General features: G+C 60.7%; 15 protein-coding genes. 6 read left to right on the top strand and 9 right to left on the bottom strand.

The genetic code is table 11. The features are described from left to right. The first annotated feature begins 92 nt into the window (after positions 1-92). The 5 genes from G5229_RS04575 (at position 93) to G5229_RS04555 (ending at position 6831) form a co-directional block, all read left to right on the top strand. The gene (locus G5229_RS04575; RefSeq protein ID WP_058055876.1) at positions 93-845 is read left to right on the top strand and encodes a substrate-binding periplasmic protein; all 753 of its coding nucleotides are present in this window, start codon (positions 93-95) and stop codon (positions 843-845) included. A gap of 57 nt (positions 846-902) precedes the next feature. Next, positions 903-1403 carry a hypothetical protein gene (locus G5229_RS04570; RefSeq protein WP_058055875.1) on the top strand — a complete coding sequence of 167 codons (501 nt, stop codon included), beginning with the start codon at positions 903-905 and terminating at the stop codon, positions 1401-1403. Between the two features lie 272 nt (positions 1404-1675). After that, positions 1676-3208, top strand: coding sequence for an efflux RND transporter periplasmic adaptor subunit (locus G5229_RS04565; protein ID WP_421208667.1), 1533 nt, complete (start codon positions 1676-1678; stop codon positions 3206-3208). A gap of 73 nt (positions 3209-3281) precedes the next feature. Continuing rightward, complete coding sequence (locus tag G5229_RS04560) at positions 3282-6410, top strand: efflux RND transporter permease subunit (protein WP_421208666.1); 3129 nt, start codon at positions 3282-3284, stop codon at positions 6408-6410. A 58-nt stretch (positions 6411-6468) separates the two neighbouring features. Continuing rightward, positions 6469-6831 (top strand): copper-binding protein, encoded by a 363-nt coding sequence (locus G5229_RS04555; protein ID WP_216953225.1) that lies wholly within the window; start codon positions 6469-6471, stop codon positions 6829-6831. Between the two features lie 77 nt (positions 6832-6908). Here the strand turns inward: G5229_RS04555 and G5229_RS04550 are convergent, their stop codons facing one another. The 7 genes from G5229_RS04550 to G5229_RS04520 form a co-directional block, all read right to left on the bottom strand. Then, positions 6909-7697 carry a hypothetical protein gene (locus G5229_RS04550; RefSeq protein WP_216953224.1) on the bottom strand — a complete coding sequence of 263 codons (789 nt, stop codon included), beginning with the start codon at positions 7695-7697 and terminating at the stop codon, positions 6909-6911. A 280-nt stretch (positions 7698-7977) separates the two neighbouring features. Next, complete coding sequence (locus G5229_RS04545) at positions 7978-8895, bottom strand: ABC transporter substrate-binding protein (RefSeq protein ID WP_100645523.1); 918 nt, start codon at positions 8893-8895, stop codon at positions 7978-7980. Between the two features lie 83 nt (positions 8896-8978). Further along, positions 8979-9782 carry an ABC transporter ATP-binding protein gene (locus tag G5229_RS04540; protein ID WP_227342324.1) on the bottom strand — a complete coding sequence of 268 codons (804 nt, stop codon included), beginning with the start codon at positions 9780-9782 and terminating at the stop codon, positions 8979-8981. Further along, complete coding sequence (locus G5229_RS04535; RefSeq protein WP_323935896.1) at positions 9782-10819, bottom strand: iron ABC transporter permease; 1038 nt, start codon at positions 10817-10819, stop codon at positions 9782-9784. Before G5229_RS04535 ends, G5229_RS04540 begins: the two co-directional genes overlap by 1 nt. 7 nt (positions 10820-10826) lie before the next feature. Beyond that, on the bottom strand, positions 10827-11843 hold the full coding sequence (locus G5229_RS04530) for an iron ABC transporter permease (RefSeq protein ID WP_323935895.1): 1017 nt from the start codon (positions 11841-11843) through the stop codon (positions 10827-10829). A 109-nt stretch (positions 11844-11952) separates the two neighbouring features. Further along, positions 11953-13920, bottom strand: coding sequence for a TonB-dependent receptor domain-containing protein (locus G5229_RS04525; RefSeq protein ID WP_421208752.1), 1968 nt, complete (start codon positions 13918-13920; stop codon positions 11953-11955). Between the two features lie 278 nt (positions 13921-14198). Then, the gene (locus G5229_RS04520) at positions 14199-15002 is read right to left on the bottom strand and encodes a siderophore-interacting protein (protein ID WP_069526731.1); all 804 of its coding nucleotides are present in this window, start codon (positions 15000-15002) and stop codon (positions 14199-14201) included. A gap of 312 nt (positions 15003-15314) precedes the next feature. On the opposite strand from G5229_RS04520, the gene G5229_RS04515 reads away from it, so the two are divergent. Continuing rightward, positions 15315-16832, top strand: coding sequence for an HD domain-containing phosphohydrolase (locus G5229_RS04515; RefSeq protein ID WP_421208751.1), 1518 nt, complete (start codon positions 15315-15317; stop codon positions 16830-16832). A gap of 101 nt (positions 16833-16933) precedes the next feature. Here the strand turns inward: G5229_RS04515 and G5229_RS04510 are convergent, their stop codons facing one another. Together G5229_RS04510 and dnaQ are read right to left on the bottom strand one after the other, a co-directional pair. Then, positions 16934-18196, bottom strand: coding sequence for a TIGR03503 family protein (locus G5229_RS04510; RefSeq protein ID WP_421205315.1), 1263 nt, complete (start codon positions 18194-18196; stop codon positions 16934-16936). Beyond that, the gene (gene dnaQ, locus G5229_RS04505) at positions 18193-18927 is read right to left on the bottom strand and encodes a DNA polymerase III subunit epsilon (protein WP_047439188.1); all 735 of its coding nucleotides are present in this window, start codon (positions 18925-18927) and stop codon (positions 18193-18195) included. The genes G5229_RS04510 and dnaQ overlap by 4 nt, the downstream gene beginning before the upstream one ends. Between the last annotated feature and the right edge of the window lie 68 nt (positions 18928-18995).

Raw genomic sequence — 18995 nt, 5'->3', positions numbered from 1 at the left:
TAACAAACTACCCCCGCCCGTGCGGGGGTATTTTTTTGTCTGCGGTGTGCTTCAATGACACACATCGAGACTTTTTTGCACAGGATCCGGATATGCTGGCTCAGCTCTGGCTCGCGACGACCTTGACGACCACTACCCTCTCCGCCTGTGGTCATCACGATTATCCCCCCTGGAACTGGCTGAGCGATGGCAAGATCATCGGCGTTTGTGCCGAAGTAGTCAGTACCCTCTATCAACGGTTGGGTTTCAATGTGGATCTCTCCTATGTGGGCCCCTGGGCCCGCTGTCAGCAGAAAGTGGCGAAAGGAGAGGTCGACATCAATATCTGTGCGCTGCGCAACGAAGAGAGAGCACACTACTCCCGCTTTACCCGAACGCCCATGGCCATCAATGACATGGCGGTGTTCGTGCGCCAACCCGGCAGCCGCTTGCTGCAGCGACGGGAGGATCTGACCGGACTGCGGGGAGCCATGATGATAGGCGTCAGCCTTGGCAGCGAAATGGATGATTTTTTGCAAGCAAATACCCGCATCTACAGGGTCAACTCCCTCAAGCAGGTATTTGGCCTGCTGGCCAGTGACCGGGTCGACTTCGTTCCCTATGGCCGCTCTTCCGGTCGCCTGTTTTTGAGCGAAAATTACCCGAGCAGCGGAATGGTTGATCTGCAGTGGCCACTGCAGCGCGGTGAGCTCTATATTTCTGTTTCACTACAATCTCCCCATCTTGGCACCCTCGAACAGCTGGAACCCATGCTGCAAGCGCCGGGCATGAGGCAGTGGATAGATCAGCTGCTGGAGAAATACAGCGACATCTATCTGCAACAACAGCGCCAGCCCTCGCCTTGACCTTCTCCCAGAAGCAAGGTTTAGAGTCTGGATACCAGATCCTGAAGGATGACCGGATTGTCACTCACCCAGCTTGCGACAAGATTGCCCTCTGCCCTGCTAGCCCGGCTATTGCTGGCGCTGCTGCTCGTGTGCAATCTGACTCTCTGCATCAGCTGGCATGGTTCTCCCCTCTCCTCCGAGACGACCCAAAGCAGCCCCCTGCCAATGGTGATGTTGGATTCATCCATGGCGATGGCGGATGGCGAGAGCTCTCATGCGATGCCCGCAATGTCTCACCCGAGCGATACCATGGCCCTCTCCTGCCATCAGGGAGACGAGGGGTCGGCCATGGGCGATGAGTGCCAGATGCAGACCGGCGTCAATGCCCTCTCCTTCGGCGCGATAGCTCTGCTGGGTGTATTGGTCGCCCTGCTGATCTTCCCCCTGCTACTTGGCAGTAACTTCGCAACTGCACTGCTTGATAACTGGTTGCGGGATCCCTTCCTGCGATCACGCGGTACCCATCCCCCCTCCTGGCCGCGCCGACACCTGATGTTGTCGGTGCTGCGACACTAGAAAGATCTTCTCTTGCGGCAGCGGCAAGCCTCGGCTTGCCCGTCTCCTGCCGCCTTGCCTGACCCTGTGCCCCGGCCAAACCGGCCCGCTCACTGGGAGCCGTGCGCGCTGATACAGCTGCGCCCCGTTTGCCGCCAATCCCTTAGGTGATGCCTTGTCCATCTCCGATCCGGCGGCCTGCACAAGAGAAGAGATATGATGTCACTTGTCCCTGTTACCGGCCTTATCGCCGCCAAGAACTTTGCCACCCTGCCACTAAGTGGGGGTGTGCGATGAGCCAGAAACTGCTGGTATCAGCCCTGCTGCTGGCCCTCGGCGCCGGTGGCGGCTACTGGGCTGCCAAACAGACCACTGCTAGCACCGTGGCCAAGGAGAAGACGCCGCTCTACTGGGTCAACCCCATGGATCCGCGCGACAAGCGCAATGCCCCGGCCAAGGACAACATGGGGATGGACTTTATCCCCGTCTATGAGGAAAAACAGGGCGGCTCACCGGGCACCGTCACCATCAGCCCCGAGATCCAGCAGAACCTGGGGGTGCGGCTTGCCAAGGTGGAGAAGCTCCCTATCCACCAGCAGATCGAGACGGTGGGCTACGTCGGCTATGACGAGGACAAGCTGGAGGCGGTCAACGCCCGCATGGCGGGCTGGATCCGCACCCTCGCCATCAAGAGCGAAGGGCAGCAGGTGAGCAAGGGGAGCCTTATTTACGAGCTCTACGCCCCGGATCTGGTCAACGCCCAGCACGAATACCTGCTGGCCCTCAACACTGCCAACCCGCTGCTGCTGCGCGCCGCCGAAGGCAAGCTCAAGTCCCTGCAGGTACCGGCAGATCAGATAGCGGCCCTCAAGCGCACCCGTCAGGTGCAGGAGACGGTGCGTATCTATGCCCCCAGCAGCGGTTATGTCTCCGAGCTGAAGGTGCGCGAAGGCCAGTATGTGGAGCCCGCCGCGGCCCTCTTTAACATCAGCACCCTCAAGCAGGTGTGGGTGAGTGCCGAGGTGTTCGAGCGCCAGGCCGCCCAGCTGAAGGTGGGGGATCCGGTCACCATGACCCTCGACTACGCCCCCGGCCGCCACTGGCAGGGCCGGGTCGATTACCTCTACCCGACTCTGGATGCCACCACCCGTACCCTCAAGGTGCGCCTGCGCTTCGCCAACCCGGACGAGTTTTTGAAACCCAATATGTTCGCCAAGGTGACGATTCAGGCGGGCAAGGGAGAGCCGCAACCGGTGGTGCCGAGCGAAGCGGTGATCCGTACCGGCAGCCAGGACCGGCTGGTGCTGGCGCTGGGGGATGGCAGCTTCAAGTCGGTGGCCGTCACTCTGGGTCCCCAGTTTGGCGACAAGGTGGCCATCAAGGAAGGGGTAGAGGCGGGGGATAACATCGTCAGCTCGGCCCAGTTCCTGCTCGACTCCGAGTCGGCCATCGATTCAGACTTCCAGCGTATGACGGCAGTGCGCCCTGCCCAGGTATGGACCCAGGGCGAGGTTGAAAGCATCGATCTGTCCAACCGTACCCTGATGGTCTCCCACCAACCCATCCCCGAGTGGCAGTGGCCCGCCATGGAGATGGAATTTACCGTCGCCGAAGGAGTCGACATCAGCAAGCTGGTCGAGGGACAGCCCCTCCATCTGCAGGTGATGCAGGAGGGGGATGAGTACCGCATCACCACCATCCATCAGCAGCAAACGCCGGCAAGCGGTGACACCGCCAAGCCTGCGGCAGATGAGATGGAGAAGATGGAAGACATGGACCATAGCCAGCATCAGATGGCGATGCCCGAGGTGGAGAAGAAATCATGATCCCTTCCATCATTCGCTGCCTGACAGGCAACCGCTCTCCGCTCTCTGCACCCAATGAGCAAGGAGCCCAACCATGATCCCCTCGATTATTCGCTGGTCCGTGGGCAACCGCTTTCTGGTGCTGCTATTGACCCTCATGCTCACCGCCTGGGGGCTCTGGTCGGTCAAGCAAACCCCGGTGGACGCCCTGCCGGATCTCTCCGACGTGCAGGTGATCATCAAGACCTCCTATCCAGGCCAGGCGCCCCAGGTGGTGGAGGATCAGGTGACCTACCCGCTCACCACCGCCATGCTGGCGGTGCCGGGGGCCACCACGGTGCGCGGCTACTCCTTCTTCGGCGACTCCTTCGTCTATGTGCTGTTTGACGACAACACCGACCTCTACTGGGCCCGTGCCCGGGTGCTGGAGTATTTGAGCCAGGTCGCCCCCAACCTGCCCGCCTCCGCCCGTCCCCAGCTCGGCCCCGATGCCACCGGGGTGGGCTGGGTCTATCAGTACGCGTTGGTGGACAGAACCGGCAAGCATGACCTCAGCCAGCTCACCTCGCTGCAGAACTGGTTCCTCAAGTACGAGTTGCAGACGGTGGACGGGGTCTCCGAAGTTGCCACCGTGGGCGGCATGGTGCGCCAGTATCAGGTGCGGGTCGACCCGGACAAACTGCGCGCCTACGGCATCCCGCTCTCCCTTATCGAGACCGCCATCAAGCAGGGCAATCAGGAGACCGGCGCCTCCGTCATCGAGATGGCGGAAGCGGAGTACATGGTGCGCTCCAACGGCTATCTCAAGAGCGTCGAGGATCTGAAGCAGATCCCGCTCGGCACCAATGTGCGCGGCGCCCCGCTGCTGCTGGGCGACGTGGCGGATGTGGTCACCGGGCCCCAGAGCCGGCGCGGCCTGGCCGAGCTCAATGGCGAAGGGGAAGTGGTGGGCGGCATTATCGTCATGCGCTATGGCGAGAATGCTCAGCACACCATCGACGGGGTCAAGGCGCGGCTCGCTCAGCTGAAGAGCAGCCTGCCGGAGGGGGTGGAGGTGGTCACCGTCTACGATCGCTCCGACCTTATCCAGCGCGCCATCGATAACCTCTCCGGCAAGCTGCTGGAGGAGTTCGCCGTGGTGGTGCTGGTCTGCCTCGCCTTCCTGTTCCACCTGCGCTCGTCACTGGTGGTGGTCATTACCCTGCCCATCGCCATTCTGGTGGCCTTTATCGTGATGCACCTGCAGGGGATCAACGCCAACATCATGTCGCTGGGGGGCATCGCCATCGCCATCGGCGCCATGGTGGATGGCGCCATCGTGATGATCGAGAACGTCCACAAACACATGGAGCAGGAGGCGCTCACCGACAAGAACCGCTGGCGCATCATCACAGAGGCGAGCATCGAAGTGGGGCCTGCCATCTTCTTCTCCCTGCTGATCATCACCATCAGCTTCCTGCCGGTGTTTGCGCTGGAGGCGCAGGAGGGGCGGATGTTCCACCCCCTCGCCTTCACCAAGACCTATGCCATGGCGGCGGCTGCCGCGCTCGCCATCACGCTGGTGCCGGTGATCATGGGTTACTTCATCCGTGGCAAGGTGCTGGCGGAGCAAGCCAACCCGCTGAACCGCTGGCTAAGCCAGGGCTATGTGCCGCTGCTCAAAGCCGTCTTGGCCCGCCCGAAAACCACCCTGGCCATCGCCGCCGTGGTCACGGTGGCGGGCTTCTGGCCGCTCAAGTACCTGGGCTCCGAGTTCATTCCGCCGCTGGACGAGGGGGACATCATGTATATGCCCACCACCGCAGCCAATATCTCGGTGGGCAAGGCGCGGGAGATTTTGCAGCAGACCGACAAGCTCATTCGTACCGTACCCGAGGTGCAGAACGTGTTCGGCAAGGCGGGGCGCGCCGAAACCGCCACCGACCCTGCCGATCTGGTGATGATGGAGACCAGCATCCAGCTCAAGCCCCGGGATCAGTGGCGCCCCGGCATGACCCCGGAGAAGCTGAAAGAGGAGCTCGACTCCCTCATCCGCTTCCCCGGCCTCACCAACGCCTGGGTGCCCCCCATCAAGACCCGCATCGACATGCTTGCCACCGGTATCAAGACCCCGGTCGGCATCAAGATAGCGGGGCCGGATCTCAAGGTGATCCAGCAACTCGGCCAACAGCTCGAACAGATCGTTGGCAAGGTAGAGGGCGCCTCATCGGTCTACGCCGAGCGGGTGGCGGGTGGCCGCTACGTCAAGGTAGATATCGACCGGCTCAAAGCGGCCCGCTATGGCCTCAACATCGCCGATGTACAGGCGGTGCTCGCCACCGCAGTGGGCGGCATGGAGGTGGGCCAAACCATCGAGGGGCGCGAACGCTATCCCATCAACCTGCGCTACCCCCAGAGCTATCGCGATTCTGTAGCCAGCTTGGAGCTGCTGCCGGTGGTCACGCCAAGTGGCGCTCGCATCGCGCTGGCGGATGTAGCCCAGGTCTACATCAGCGATGAAGCCCCCATGCTGCGCAGTGAAAACGCGCGGCTCAACGGCTGGGTCTACGTCGATATTCGCGGCCGCGATATCGGCTCCTTCGTCGATGAGGCCAAAGCCGAGGTGGGCAAGCAGCTGGTGCTGCCGGCGGGCTACGCCCTCACCTGGTCTGGCCAATACGAGTACATGGAACGGGCCAAGGCGCGCCTCGCCTACGTGGTGCCGCTGACGGTCGCCATTATCGTGCTGCTGCTCTATCTGGCGTTTCGCCGCGTTCAGGAGGTGCTGCTCATTCTCACCACCTTGCCGCTGGCGGTGGTGGGGGGGATCTGGACCCTCTGGCTGCTCGACTTCAACCTCTCGGTGGCGGTCGGGGTGGGCTTTATCGCTCTGGCGGGGGTGGCGGTAGAGACCGGCGTCTTGATGCTGGTCTACCTCAACCATGCCTGGGATGACCTGGTGGCCAGTGGCAAGCCGGACAAGGCGGGTCTGCACCGGGCGGTGATCCACGGCGCCGCCCTGCGCCTGCGCCCCAAGATGATGACGGTGGTCACCATCATCGCTGGCCTCTTGCCCATCATGTGGAGCCACGGCACCGGATCCGAGGTGATGCAGCGCATCGCCGCCCCCATGATCGGCGGCATGGTGAGCGCGCTGGTGCTGACCCTCTTGGTGCTGCCCGCCGCCTACTACCTGTGGCGCAGCCGGCACCTGGGCGCGACCGAGCACCAACCCGCCGGCTAACCCGGTGGCAGCGCCCTTTTTGACAACCAAGAATCTGAATCAACGACGAGGAAACACCATGAACTACAAGACGCTGACCCTGACCCTGCTGCTTGGCCTTGCCACCCACACCAACCTGCAAGCCGAAGAGATGATGAACCATGCAGGCCACGACATGGGCCAGATGAGCCAGATGGAAGGCATGAACGAGATGGGCGAGATGGCGATGACCCAGGGGGTCATCAGCCGCATCGACGCGGCCAACGGCAAGGTCGGTATCAAGCACGAGGCGATCGACAACCTCAAGATGCCGGCGATGACCATGGTCTTTCGGGTGGCCGATCCGGCCCTGCTCAAGGATCTGAAGGTGGGGGATGCGGTGCGCTTTCACGCCGAGAACCCGGACGGCAAGCTAACCGTAACCACTATCCAGAAACAGTAATCAGAGTCATTTCAAAAAAAAAACGGCGGGATCATCCCGCCGTTTTCTGTTATTGCACCATCCGCCGAGCGGCCTCCTCAGCCGTTCGGATAGGCTTGGGCTATGTTGGCCTGCGCCACCCCCATCAACTGAACCGAGATATCCTGCAGCACATAGAGGTCGCGGCGACGGGTCCAGGGTTGATCGGATTGCTCGTCGTACCAGACGGGCAGTTCGATCCCCTCCGGGGCATGGCTCGCCACCTTGCGGGCACGGCAGGTGATGATGCAGCGCTTGACGTGGTCGCGGTGACCGATAACGGCCGCCGTGCCAAGGGCGGCGGCATCTCCGCCGGCATAATCCCTGACGATGGCCTCCACCACGCCGTCCGTGCTGAGGTAGACCAGCTTGCCTTCATTATCCCAGTAAGGCTCGATGGAGATGACATCCCGGGCTGGAATGTCCGAATAGCGGGCCGAGTCGAGGAAGCGGGCAATCTCCCATTGCACGTACATGGGCACTGGCTTTTGCCGATAGAGGGCCGCACAGCAGGCAGCCAGAGCCTCGTTCATGGGGCCGGGCTCGGCCAGTTCATCCGGGTTGCCCGAGGCGTTGGGGCGGTTGCCGAAGGCAAAGGCGATGACGCAGTGGGCCTGGTCGATGGCGACCCGGGACGGGGTCATGTTGAAGCAGGCCTCCTCGATGAAGGGGGCCAGCTGGCGGGCCGTCTGCTCGTCGTGCAGCTCGGCGCTCAGCCGGTCGGTCAGGGTGGTGCGAAAATCCGCCGCACTCCCCTGGCTGTCATTGCTGCTGTTGCAGCCGGTGAGGGTGGCGACCAGGGGGGTACTCAACAGCCCCAGGGTGACTCTACGTCGACTCTCGTTCATTTAGATTCCTCTTTGGTAGCAAGCACTTAACGGGAACAAGCAGCAATTAACCCTTGACCCAATAAACGCTCATACCATACGGAAAAACGGGGGCGACAAAAGCCATACCGCGAGGCTCGTACCCAGAACGTGCAGCAATTCACACATTAATCAATAAACGAAAGCACTCTTTTGCGAATGAGCCAATAAAAGAAATTAACATCCACATTAATGAACCACAGATAGATACTCTATCTGTGGTTCATTCGCACAGATTTCATCCCTCAGATAACGCGCTCGTTCAGCTGCGGGTTGCCAGCAACTGCTCCACATCCTCGATCACCTTAAGGGCCGCCTGCGGGCCGCCGCTGGAGGTCCAGAGCGACCCGTCAACGGCGCCAAAGCGCTTGGCCTTGATCACCGGCAGTTGCTGGAACGCCGGGGTCTGCTCCGCCTGACGCATGGCATCCACCGCATCACCGCTGGCGCTCAGAGTGCCGACCACCAGCCAGTCAGCATCCAGCAGGTTGAGGGACTCCAGACTCAGCGCCGGTGAGTGGGGTGCGCCAGTCCCCTGCTGCTTGCTTGGGCGTACCAGCCCCATCGACTCCACTACGCTGCTGGCAAAGGTGCCCTGATACATAAAGCTCGGCCCCTTGGGGTTCCAGCGCACTATGCTGATGCTCTCCCCCTGATGCTTGGCCAGCTTGCTGCGGGCCTGAGTCAACCGCTCGGCATACTGCAGCAAGAAAGTATCCCCTTGCTGGTCGCGGTTGAGGGTGTGAGCGGTGCGGCGGAAGCTATCCTGCCACGGTTCACCCCACTTGCTGGTCACCACGGTCGGCGCGATCTCCCCCAGCAAGGTCAGCAGCTCGGGACGGGTCTGGCCGGTCAGGATAAGGTCGGGCTCCAGCGCAATCAGCGACTCCAGATTGGGGCTGTCGAGATCGCCGATCACCTGGATACCCATGCCCGCCTTGTTCAGCAAATAGCGGGGCAAGGTGGGTTGACCACGGCCATTGACGGCGCCGATGGGGGTCAGCCCCAGGGTCAGGGTGCTGTCGAGTTCGAGCTCGCTCAGCACCACCACCCGCATTGGCTGGGCTGGCACCTGCACCTTCTGGCCAAACGCATCGGTCACTTCACGCATCTCCTGCGCCTGAACCTGCGGCGCGGCCAGCATCAGGATGGCTGCTGCCAGGGCGGCAAAACGCTTCATCATTTCACTCCTTCTCGTTGCACGGCCCGGATAATCGGCCGCGTGAATACACTCGGTGGGCCCACAGAGCAGGCCCATATGACTCAACTCGCCGAACGCAGGGCACGGCCATGTTCGTGGCGACGGGGCACGATAATGGGCGCCCCGTCGCCGGGGGCATGCAGAATGTCGACACTGGTCTGGTAGAGCCGGTCGATCAAGGACTTGGTCACCACCTCCCGGGCCGGGCCCATGGCGGCAACGGTCCCCTCGCCGATGGCGATCAGCTCGTCACAGTAGCGGGCCGCCATCGCCAGATCGTGGATCACCAGCAGCACGGTTTTGCCCTCGGCGGTGATGCGATGGATCGCCTCCATCACCTCGGTCTGGTGACCGATATCGAGGGCGCTGGTGGGCTCGTCGAGCAGCACCATGTCGCTGTCCTGCGCCAGGATCATCGCCAGCCACGCCCGCTGTGCCTGCCCGCCGGAGAGGGACGCAGCGCTCTGCTGCCAGATCCCCTCAAGCTGCATTCGCTCGCAGGCAATACGCACCATGCGGGCATCCTCCTCACCCCACTGATTGAACCAGCCCTGATGAGGGTGACGGCCATACTGCACCAGCTGCTCCACCAGAATGCCGGCAGGCAGGGTGGGCCGCTGGGGCAGATAGGCGAGCTCCCGCGCCAGCCCCTTCATGGGGTAGCTGGCAAGCGGCTTGCCTTTGAGCAGGATCTCGCCGCGTTGGGCTTTCATCTGGCCAGATAGCAGCTTGAGCAGGGTCGATTTGCCGCAGCCGTTGGGGCCGACGATCCCCACCAGCTTGCCCCTCGGCACGCTGAAGGAGATGTCCCGCAGGATGGGAGTCTGCTGATAGGCGAAGTGGAGGCGATTTACGGTGAGCGTCATCAGTCAGCCCTCTGGCGATCGTTAACGAGAAGAAACAGCAGCAACAGGCCACCGAGAATGCGGGTCATGATACCGGTCGCCACCTCGTGGGGGCTGGCCAGCCCCCGAACCAGGGTATCACTGGCAAGCAGCAGCAGGGCGCCGCTGAGTGCCGCCAGCCAGAGCGGCACCACCCGGTCTTTTACCAGCCAGGAGGCAAGAATGGGGGCCGCCATGGCGATAAAGACCACGGGGCCGCCGATGGCGGTGCCGAGCGCCGCCACCAGAATGGCCTGGGCCAGAATGCCCAATTGCACCCGATCGCCGTTGACGCCAAGCCCTCTGGCCATCTCGGGGCCAAAGCGCAGCACCGCCAGCGAGCGGGAGAGATAGACGATCCACGGGCAGAGCAGCAGCAACAGGATGGCGATGGGGGTGATGGTGCTGTAACCCACGGCGATAAAGCTGCCCATATTCCACAAATAGAGGGAGCTCAGGTGCAGCAGGGCCTGAGTGGACATCACAAACTGGCCGAGCGCCTCGAACAGCTCGGAGAGGCCGATACCGATCACCACGAACAGATAGCCCTGCTCACCCGGTTTGCGGCAGAGGGCATAGAGCACCAGCGCCGCGAAGATGGCGCCGATGGGGGCCGCCCACCAGGGCCAGCTGCCCACGGTCAGATAGAGGGAGAAGATGATGATGGCCAGAGAGGCGCCGTTGTTGACCCCCACCAAGTCGGGTGTGGCCAGCCGGTTGCGCACCAGCGTCTGCACCAGACAGCCTGAGAGCCCCATTGCAGCCCCCGCCACCACCACCCCAAGGATGCGCGGCAGCCGGATCTTGAACAGGGTGAGCTGCTCAAGCCGCGTCCCCTCCCCCATCAGGGTGTTGACCACCCCGGCAAAGCCGAGCTTGCCGCCGCCAACGCTCAGGGCCAGCAGAGCCAGGGCCAGCAACGCCATGGCCAGCAGAGCCAGCCAGCGCCAGCTCGGCAGATGGAGCAGCAAAGAGCGGTTACCGGCCCGCAGGCAGAGCATATCGGTAGGTATGCGCATCAACCCCTCACTTGACGGTCAGCAGGGTACGAAAGCCCCCGCGGTGGACGATGGCGATCAGCACAGGTGCACCGATCAGGGCCAGAATGACCCCGTTGGGCAGCTCGAACGGCTGGATCAGCCAGCGCGCCAGAATGTCGGCCAACAGCAGAAACAGCATGCCGAACAGGGCGGAGAAACAGACCTGCACCGACAGCTTCACCGGCTCCACCAATCGGCCACAGTAGGCGGCCAGAAAGCCGACAAAGCCGATAGGGCCGGCGATGGCGATGGCACTGGCGGTAAACAGGGTGGCGGCCAGCAGCACGCCAATTCGCACCCGGTTTGGGCGGATCCCCAGCGCCTGGGCCTGACTGTCCCCCATCTGCATCAGGGTCAGCTGGCGACAGAGCAGCAGGGTGATGACAAACGCCCCCAGCACGAAGGGCTGTACGGCTATGATGGCATCGAGATTGGCCGCCGACAGGGAGCCGAGGTTCCAGAAGCGGTACTGATCCAGCACCATCTTGTTGGAGAGCAGCAGAAAGCTGGAGAGCCCGCCGAAGGTGGCGGAGAGCGCCACCCCGACCAGAATGAGCTTGAGGGGGTTGGAGCGGCCAATCATCATGCCTAGCCCCAGCACAATCACGTTGCCGAGCAGCGCGCCGAGGCCGGCCCAGAGCAGATAGCCGTAGGCGGACTCCACCCCGAACCAGGTGAGCCCCACCACCAGCGCAAAGACGGCCCCGGCGTTGACCCCGAGCAGACCGGGCTCCGCCAGCGGATTGCGGGTCGCGCTCTGCAACAAGGAGGCCGCCAGAGATAAAGAGGCGCCGACCACCATGGCGCAGAGGGTGCGCGGCAGTCGCAAGGTATTGAGCACCATGGCGAGCTTCTCGTCACTCGCCCAAGGCGCGTCACCCATCAGGTAGCCGAACACCTCGCGGGCACCATAAACACCCGCACCGGTGGCGAGCGAGAGAGAAAGCAGTATGAACAGGAGGAATAATCCCAGCCAGAACAGCGAGGTCTGGTCTCTAAACACCCTTTAACTCCTTATGATTGCAATGCCATCTTGTTGACACAAAAGCCGTCATCCGAGGTGATACCGTGGCAACAGCGGAAGCCCGCCAGTGCGGGCTCCCGCTCAGCCACTACATCTTGTAGGCCACACCGGCATAGACAGTGCGCCCGTCGAGGATCTGATCGGCCTCGGTGGCAACCCAGTCACGCTTGGTATTGGTCAGGTTGTTGAGCCCGAACTTCAGATCCAGTGCCCGAGTGGCGTTCCAGACTGCCCCGATATCCAGGGTGTGGAATCCGGCGGTGGTCTCATAGGTGGTGCCGCTCATGCGCGGAACCGGAAGGATCTGGCTGCCGGTGTAGTTCCAGCCGAGCTGGGTACTCAGGCTCTCGACGACCTGCCACTCCAGCTTGGCGTTGCCGGTATGCTCCGGCGTCCGATAGAGATCCTTGCCGCTGGTCTTGTCCTCCGCGTCGATCAGGGTGACGTTGCTGGAGAGGGTCAGGGCATCGGTGATATCAAACCAGCCGCTCAGCTCCACCCCCTTGATGCGGGCCTTGCTGACGTTCTGATAGGTCATCACCGCCGGACGCCAGGTGGAGGTCCATGCCTCGCTCTGGATCTTGTCCTTGATATCGTTGTGGAAGGCGGTAACCCCGGCGCCCCAGAACGAACCATCATAGGCGGTGCCCAGCTCGTAGCTGACGGCGGTTTCCGGCTTCAGATCCGGGTTGCCCACTACGGCGCAGCGACCGCGACAGGCGGCTACGGCATAATCCGGGTTGGACTGGGCAATGGTCGGCGCCTTGAATGCCTTGCCAATGCCGCCCTTGACCACCCAGTTGTCAGTCAGGCTGTAGAGGGCATAACCGCGGGGGCTGAACTCGGTGCCATAGGTCTCGTGGTGATCGACTCGGCCACTCAGGGTCAACGCCAGATCGCCAAAGCCAAACTCATCCTGCAGATAGAGCGCGCTCTGGTTGACGCTGACATCGCCCCCCTTGAGGTTGACATTATGCTTGAGTTCGGTGATGCGGTACTCGGCACCGCTGGTCAGCAGGTGGCTGCCCAGATTGCCGCTCAGCTGGCCATCAAAGGTGTGGTTGGTCTGGCTCACATCGCCGCTGGTCTTGCTCAGCGCCGTCATCAGTTCGGAGTCATCAAAGAGATCAACCTGCTCGAAGGCATAGCCGACCCGGCTGTCGAACTGATCCCAACGGCCGACATGGGTGGCATTGAGCCCCAGTCGCTCCATCTGCTGGATATTGCGCGGCGTCTGGCCGTAGTTGTTCCAGTGGGCCTCCCGATCGTCTTTGGCGTAGTTCATCCCCACATCCAGATCCTGACGATCGTCGATCAGCCATTTGACGTTGGAGAGGATCCCCAGCTTTTCACGCTGCTCGATGGCATCGGCCTTGGGGTTGATGCTCTGCTCGCTCTGCCAGGCGTCCCGGTGGTTCCCTTCCACCACCAGGTTGGCCAGCAGTTTGTTGTCGATCAGTGCCCCGCCCACATAGGCACTCGCCTTGTTGATATCCCCGCCGTGACCATCGGTGGGGTCGCTGAAGGTATAGGTGGCAGCCGCTTCGGTCTTCTCCCCGGGTTGGCGCAAGATGACATTGACCACCCCACCCAGCGCATCGGCACCGTAGAGGGAGGAGATGGGGCCACGGATCACTTCGATACGCTCGATGGCCGCCATGGGGATGGCAGAGAGATCGAAATCATTGCCATAACCGGAGGTAAGAGCATCGCGGGAGCTGATACGCCGGCCATTGACCAGCAACAGGGTGTAATCCCCCTCCAGCCCGCGCAACTTGATCTCGCTGCGGCCGTAGCTGGTAGCAGGGCTGATATTGACCCCCGGCAACTGTTTCAGAGCGCCGGTGAGGTCATTGACATTGAGCTTGTCGAGCTCGGCCCGAGTCACCACAGAGACGCTGGCCGGGGCGGTCAGCTCGCTGTGCCGGGTTTTACTCGCCGTCACCACCATAGTTTCATGAACGGTGACAGGCGCAGTCCCTTGGGCCAGAACTGGCAGGGCAAAAAGGGACAACACCAGCGGATGCACTGCAAATCGTCGGGATGATGTACGCATCATCAACACTCCACATAAAACAACCAAGGCCAACACCACCGACATCCCTGTCTGACCTCGCCAGACCCGGTGCAAAGTGATGGAGTTCATTGGCATGAACAGTCGTCCATGCCCCATCACCCCGAACATCAGTGCATTACGGCAGGCCCTGCGTTGTGCTATGCCACTCGCAGCCATCAATAACAAAAGCGCCGTACCGACTGACATCGGGACGGCGCAATACTAAATGCAAATCATTTTTATTTGCAAGAGTGAATCAGGTATTCTTTCGCATCCGCTTAATTATCCATCACATCGTGGCGAGTCTGGTGATAGGCCTCTTCACTCTTGCCCCGGCGCCAGTACGGCACGGCGTAGAGCGACTGGCGATCCACCTCGAGCACAGAGCGAAAATGGCGGCGCAGCGGCAGCACCAGCGCCTCTTCCCCACCCAGCCAGAAGAAGCCACCATCGCGCACCAGCGGCAGAGCAATCACATGCTCCAGCAGGCCGCTGGACTCGGGCTCGCCGACAAACCAGTGACAGCGCACCCCGACCGGCAGCGTCAACGGCTGAGCATCGGCCTGATCCGGCACCAGAATCGCAATTTCCCCTCTGGCATCGGCAGGCATCACCTCGCACATCGCCATGATGGCGGGCAAGGCGGTGAGATCCCCTACCAGACAGTAGTGATCGGCCGGTTGCAGCATAGGGTTGGGACCACCCGGCCCGGAGAGGATTACCTTCTCTCCCGGCTTGGCATGGGTAGCAAAGGCGCTGGCGGGCCCGCCGTCACCGTGCAGCACGAAGTCGATATCAATTTCCTGCTCATCACGGCGAAACGCGCGGATGGTGTAGGTGCGGATCACCGGCTTGTCAGCCGGGTCACTCCAGCGCGGGCCGCTCGGGGTCATTGCAGGCAGCACCGGCTCTACCTGATGGGGCTGGGCCAGCATCACCTTGATATGGGCCCCACCGCAGGTGAAGGGATAGTCAGCCAGTTCGCTGCCACCAAAGGTGATACGACGCAAATGAGGGGTGATCTGGGTAATGGCTTTGACAGTCAGCAGACGGGGACGATTGGGAGGCAGAGATGGGGACACAATGAGGCTCCTCGTTGAGTGTGTTGCCTATGCTACACACAAATGGGAATCACTATCAAATGCGATTATTTCTCGTCTATCCGGCTCAAACATCACTAATCACTACCATCAGCCCCCGAACAGAGAAACGGGCTTATGCACGCTAGTCCCATGATTGGACGAAGAAAGCAGCCGGACAACAACACTGTCACGCAGGGTTCCATTTGCCTATTTCGACCATAGTTTTTCGAGATCAAATTTTATTTCTCAATAAGTTTCCTATCCTTAGTGAAGCAGTTAATGTAAGCACAGGATGCCAAACAGGATTGTATGATGGATGACCAGATCCTGATTATTGATGATGACGAGCTCTCCCTCCCCGACGCGCAGCAAGCAGGCTGGAGGGTGATGATTGTTGACGATGAACCGGAAGTGCATCGCATCACCAAGATCACTTTAAACAAATTCGAGTTTGACAATCGTCCCATCGAGTTTCTGCATGCCTATTCGGCTGCAGAGGCAAAAAAATTGCTGGCCACCACCCCGGATGTTGCACTGCTGCTGCTGGACGTGGTGATGGAGGTCGATCACGCCGGTCTTGATGTTGTCAAATATGTCCGTGAAGAGCAGCAAAACAAGATGGTACGCATCGTGCTGCGTACCGGCCAACCCGGCCAAGCGCCGGAAGATGACGTGGTGACCAACTACGACATCAACGACTACAAGGATAAAACCGAGCTCACCTCCCAGAAGCTGCGCACCCTGCTGCGGGCCAGCCTGCGCTCCTATCGGGATATCCGCACCCTGGAAAGCAACCGGCAAGGGCTGGAAAAAGTCATCGAAGCCTCCAAGGGGATCTTTGAGAAACGGGCGCTGCGTCAGTTTGTCGAAGGCGCCCAAGAGCAGCTGAGCGCCCTGCTCCATCTGGGAGAGACCCAGATTTACGATGTAAAACAATATGCCTACGAAGTGAAGGATCAACTGCTGGAGCCCCTGCTGCCAGGTCATCCCCCGGTGCGGTTGACAGAGGCACCCGAGATACTGCGTCAGGCCATGACCCGGGGCTGCAATATCTACAACACCAACCAGATGGTGCTCTACTGCCAAAACCCGCGCCACCACCTGTTGTTTCATATCGAGACCACTCGCCAGCTCAGTCAGATCGATACCAGCCTGCTGACCCTGTTTACCGAAAACATCATAGTGGCACTGGAAAATATCCGGCTCAACGAGGTGATCGCCGACAACCAGCGGGAGATCATCTATCGCATCGGCGAACTGGTCGAAACCCGCTCCAAGGAGTCAGGGTTACACGTCAAACGGGTCGCGCTCTACACCGAGCTTTTCTGCCATCTGCTGGGGATGAGCGAAGAGCAGAGCGAGCTGGTTAAACGGGCCTCACCACTGCACGACATTGGCAAGGTGGGGATTCCCGATGCCATTTTGCACAAACCGGGCAAGCTGACCCCGGAAGAGTGGGAGATCATGAAAACTCATGCCCAACTCGGTCAGGATATGCTCTCCGGCAGCGATCTGGCGTTGTTCCAGATTGGCGCCACCATAGCAGGCAATCACCATGAGAAGTGGAATGGCAGCGGTTATCCCCGCGGTTTGAAGGGGGCCGATATCCCACTGGAAGGACGGATCGTGGCACTGGCCGATGTGTTCGATGCCCTGGGTTCGGATCGCTGCTACAAGAAAGCATGGCCGCTGGACAAGGTGCTGGCCCTGATTGAAGAGGAGAAGGGGCAGCATTTCGACCCCCAGTTGGTCGAGCTGATGATGGCCAATCTGGACAAGTTCCTCGAAATCCGCGAGCAGAACAAGGATGTCTATATCGGCGATCACTGATTGCTGCCAATCCCTTATCCTAAGGGGTCGAGCTAAAAAAACCGCCCTGCTTATCGAGGGCGGTTTCTTCTCTCTGGTGTATCGTTTTTCCCGAGTCTGGGCTACTGCTCTGGCAAGTTGAGATCTAGCTTGGCTGCCGGTTGGCCGTTTTGTTGATTTTCAGCCTGAGCTGCTGCTAGCGCACGTTTAAAAGCACGCCGTTTTTGCATCACCACAAAACCTGCGCCTCCCAGCAACACCAGTAGTACCCCACCCCCAACCAGAACCCAAAGTAGCCACCCCATTCCCTCTTCAGGCTGCTCTTCGGTAGACTCGGCGCTGGAGGCCTGAGCGGCGGCCGACATCACCTCTACAGGAGGCGGCGGTGGCGGGAAGACATTGAAGGTTTTCACCGGCAACTCGATTTTCAGCTCACGGCCGAGGCGAGTGGTGCCATAGAGGGTTGCTTTCACCTCATGCTGACCGACCTCCTTGATGTTGGAGAGATCGATATCAAGCTTGGGGTCGCTGGCGGTCTCGCTGAACTCGTAGAGGCCGCCCACATTGCTGGTCACACTCCCCTTGACCACCACGGAGGCGGGATCCAGCTCATCACGGTCGATTAGCAGTGAGAGCTTGGCACCCAGCTCATCCGAAGGCGGCGACAAGTTATAGCTGAACGGATAGGGGTAAAGCAGAACATCCTGATAACGGGCACGGACAAAAACCTGATTGCCCGTGCTGAACATGGCGCGGTACTTGCCACCGGGAATATCATGCAGCGTCACTTCCGCCGTCATGATGCCATCGCCCGGCACTTCGTCGAGCCCCTTGCCATCATCGCGATAGTGGCCAAGTACTTGATCCAGCACGACCTCTTTCTTATCGGCATCGCTGAACGATTGCAGCTTGACGGTCATGCCAAGATCAGAGAGATAGTATTTATCTTTCGGCGGCTGACCATTGATCAGCAACCACGCCTTGAGCTTGACCACCTCCCCCTGATAGAGCTGCATCGGCAGGGCGGCGATATCGAGCCGGATATCGGAGAGAATGCGCACCCGGTTGTCGGGATCCACCTCGCCAATCGCCTGCCAGGGGCCCGGCATGGGATTGCGCAGGGTAATGAGATCATGCTCCGGCAGCGCCAGCCAACCCACATCTGCGGGTTTGACCTTGCCCACGTAAAGCTTGCTGCCATCGGGGCGAACCAGGATCACGGACGGGGTGCCCGGCTTGCGCTTGATGATGAAGGTGATCTCCTTCACGCCGTAATCGATGCGAAAGCGGTTATCCAGCAGCGGAATATCGGAAGGGGCAAATACCTCGGTCGCCATCGCCCCCAGCGAGAGCAACAACAGCAGACCGGCACACCACTTGCTCATTGCCGCCACAGACAACTTCCTCCCTTTTTCTGTACCAGATCCAGTCTCGCCTCGTGCAGGGCCTGAACCTCGGCACTGGCACGCACCACCTTGAGGGCGGGTCGGTTGCTCTCTAACCGACGAATACTGGTGTCCTGATTGCTTTCGTTTTCGTTGCTTTCGGTGGCCAGATTGAGTTTGGTCTGGCCGCCGGTCATCAGCAGGTAGACGTCCGCCAGGATCTCCGCATCGAGCAAAGCCCCGTGCAGGGTACGGTGGGAGTTGTCGATACCGTAACGATCGCACAGCACATCCAGGTTGTTGCGCTTGCCGGGGAAGAGATCCCGCGCCATCGCCAGGGTATCTGTGATGGTGCAGATATCCGCCGTTTTGAAGTTGAGTCCGAGCTTGCTGAACTCGTAGTCCATGAAGCTCACGTCAAACGGCGCGTTGTGGGCGATCAGTTCGGCGCCGCGGATGAACTCGAGGAACTCGTCGGCGATCTGGCTGAACGACGGTTTGTCACGCAGAAACTCGTCGGTGATACCGTGCACCTGGATCGCTTCCGGGTCGACCAGACGATCAGGCTTGATATAGACGTGATAGTGGTTACCGGTCAGCTTGCGGTTGATCACCTCCACACAGCCGATTTCGATAATGCGGTGCCCCAGATAGACAGGGCCGCCCGCCGTATTCATACCTGTGGTTTCAGTATCCAGAATGATCTGGCGATTCAGTTGGGGTGTGTTCATGATCCAATCTATGTCAAACTTCGGCTTTACTTACTCGCTAGTTTACCCCAAGCCTCATGTTAAAACAG

This window comes from Aeromonas sp. 602396, assembly GCF_049173735.1.
GTDB classification, from domain to species: domain Bacteria; phylum Pseudomonadota; class Gammaproteobacteria; order Enterobacterales; family Aeromonadaceae; genus Aeromonas; species Aeromonas veronii_A.
The sequence above is the reverse complement of the archived record's forward strand: the minus strand, read 5'-3'. Positions and strand labels throughout refer to the sequence as shown.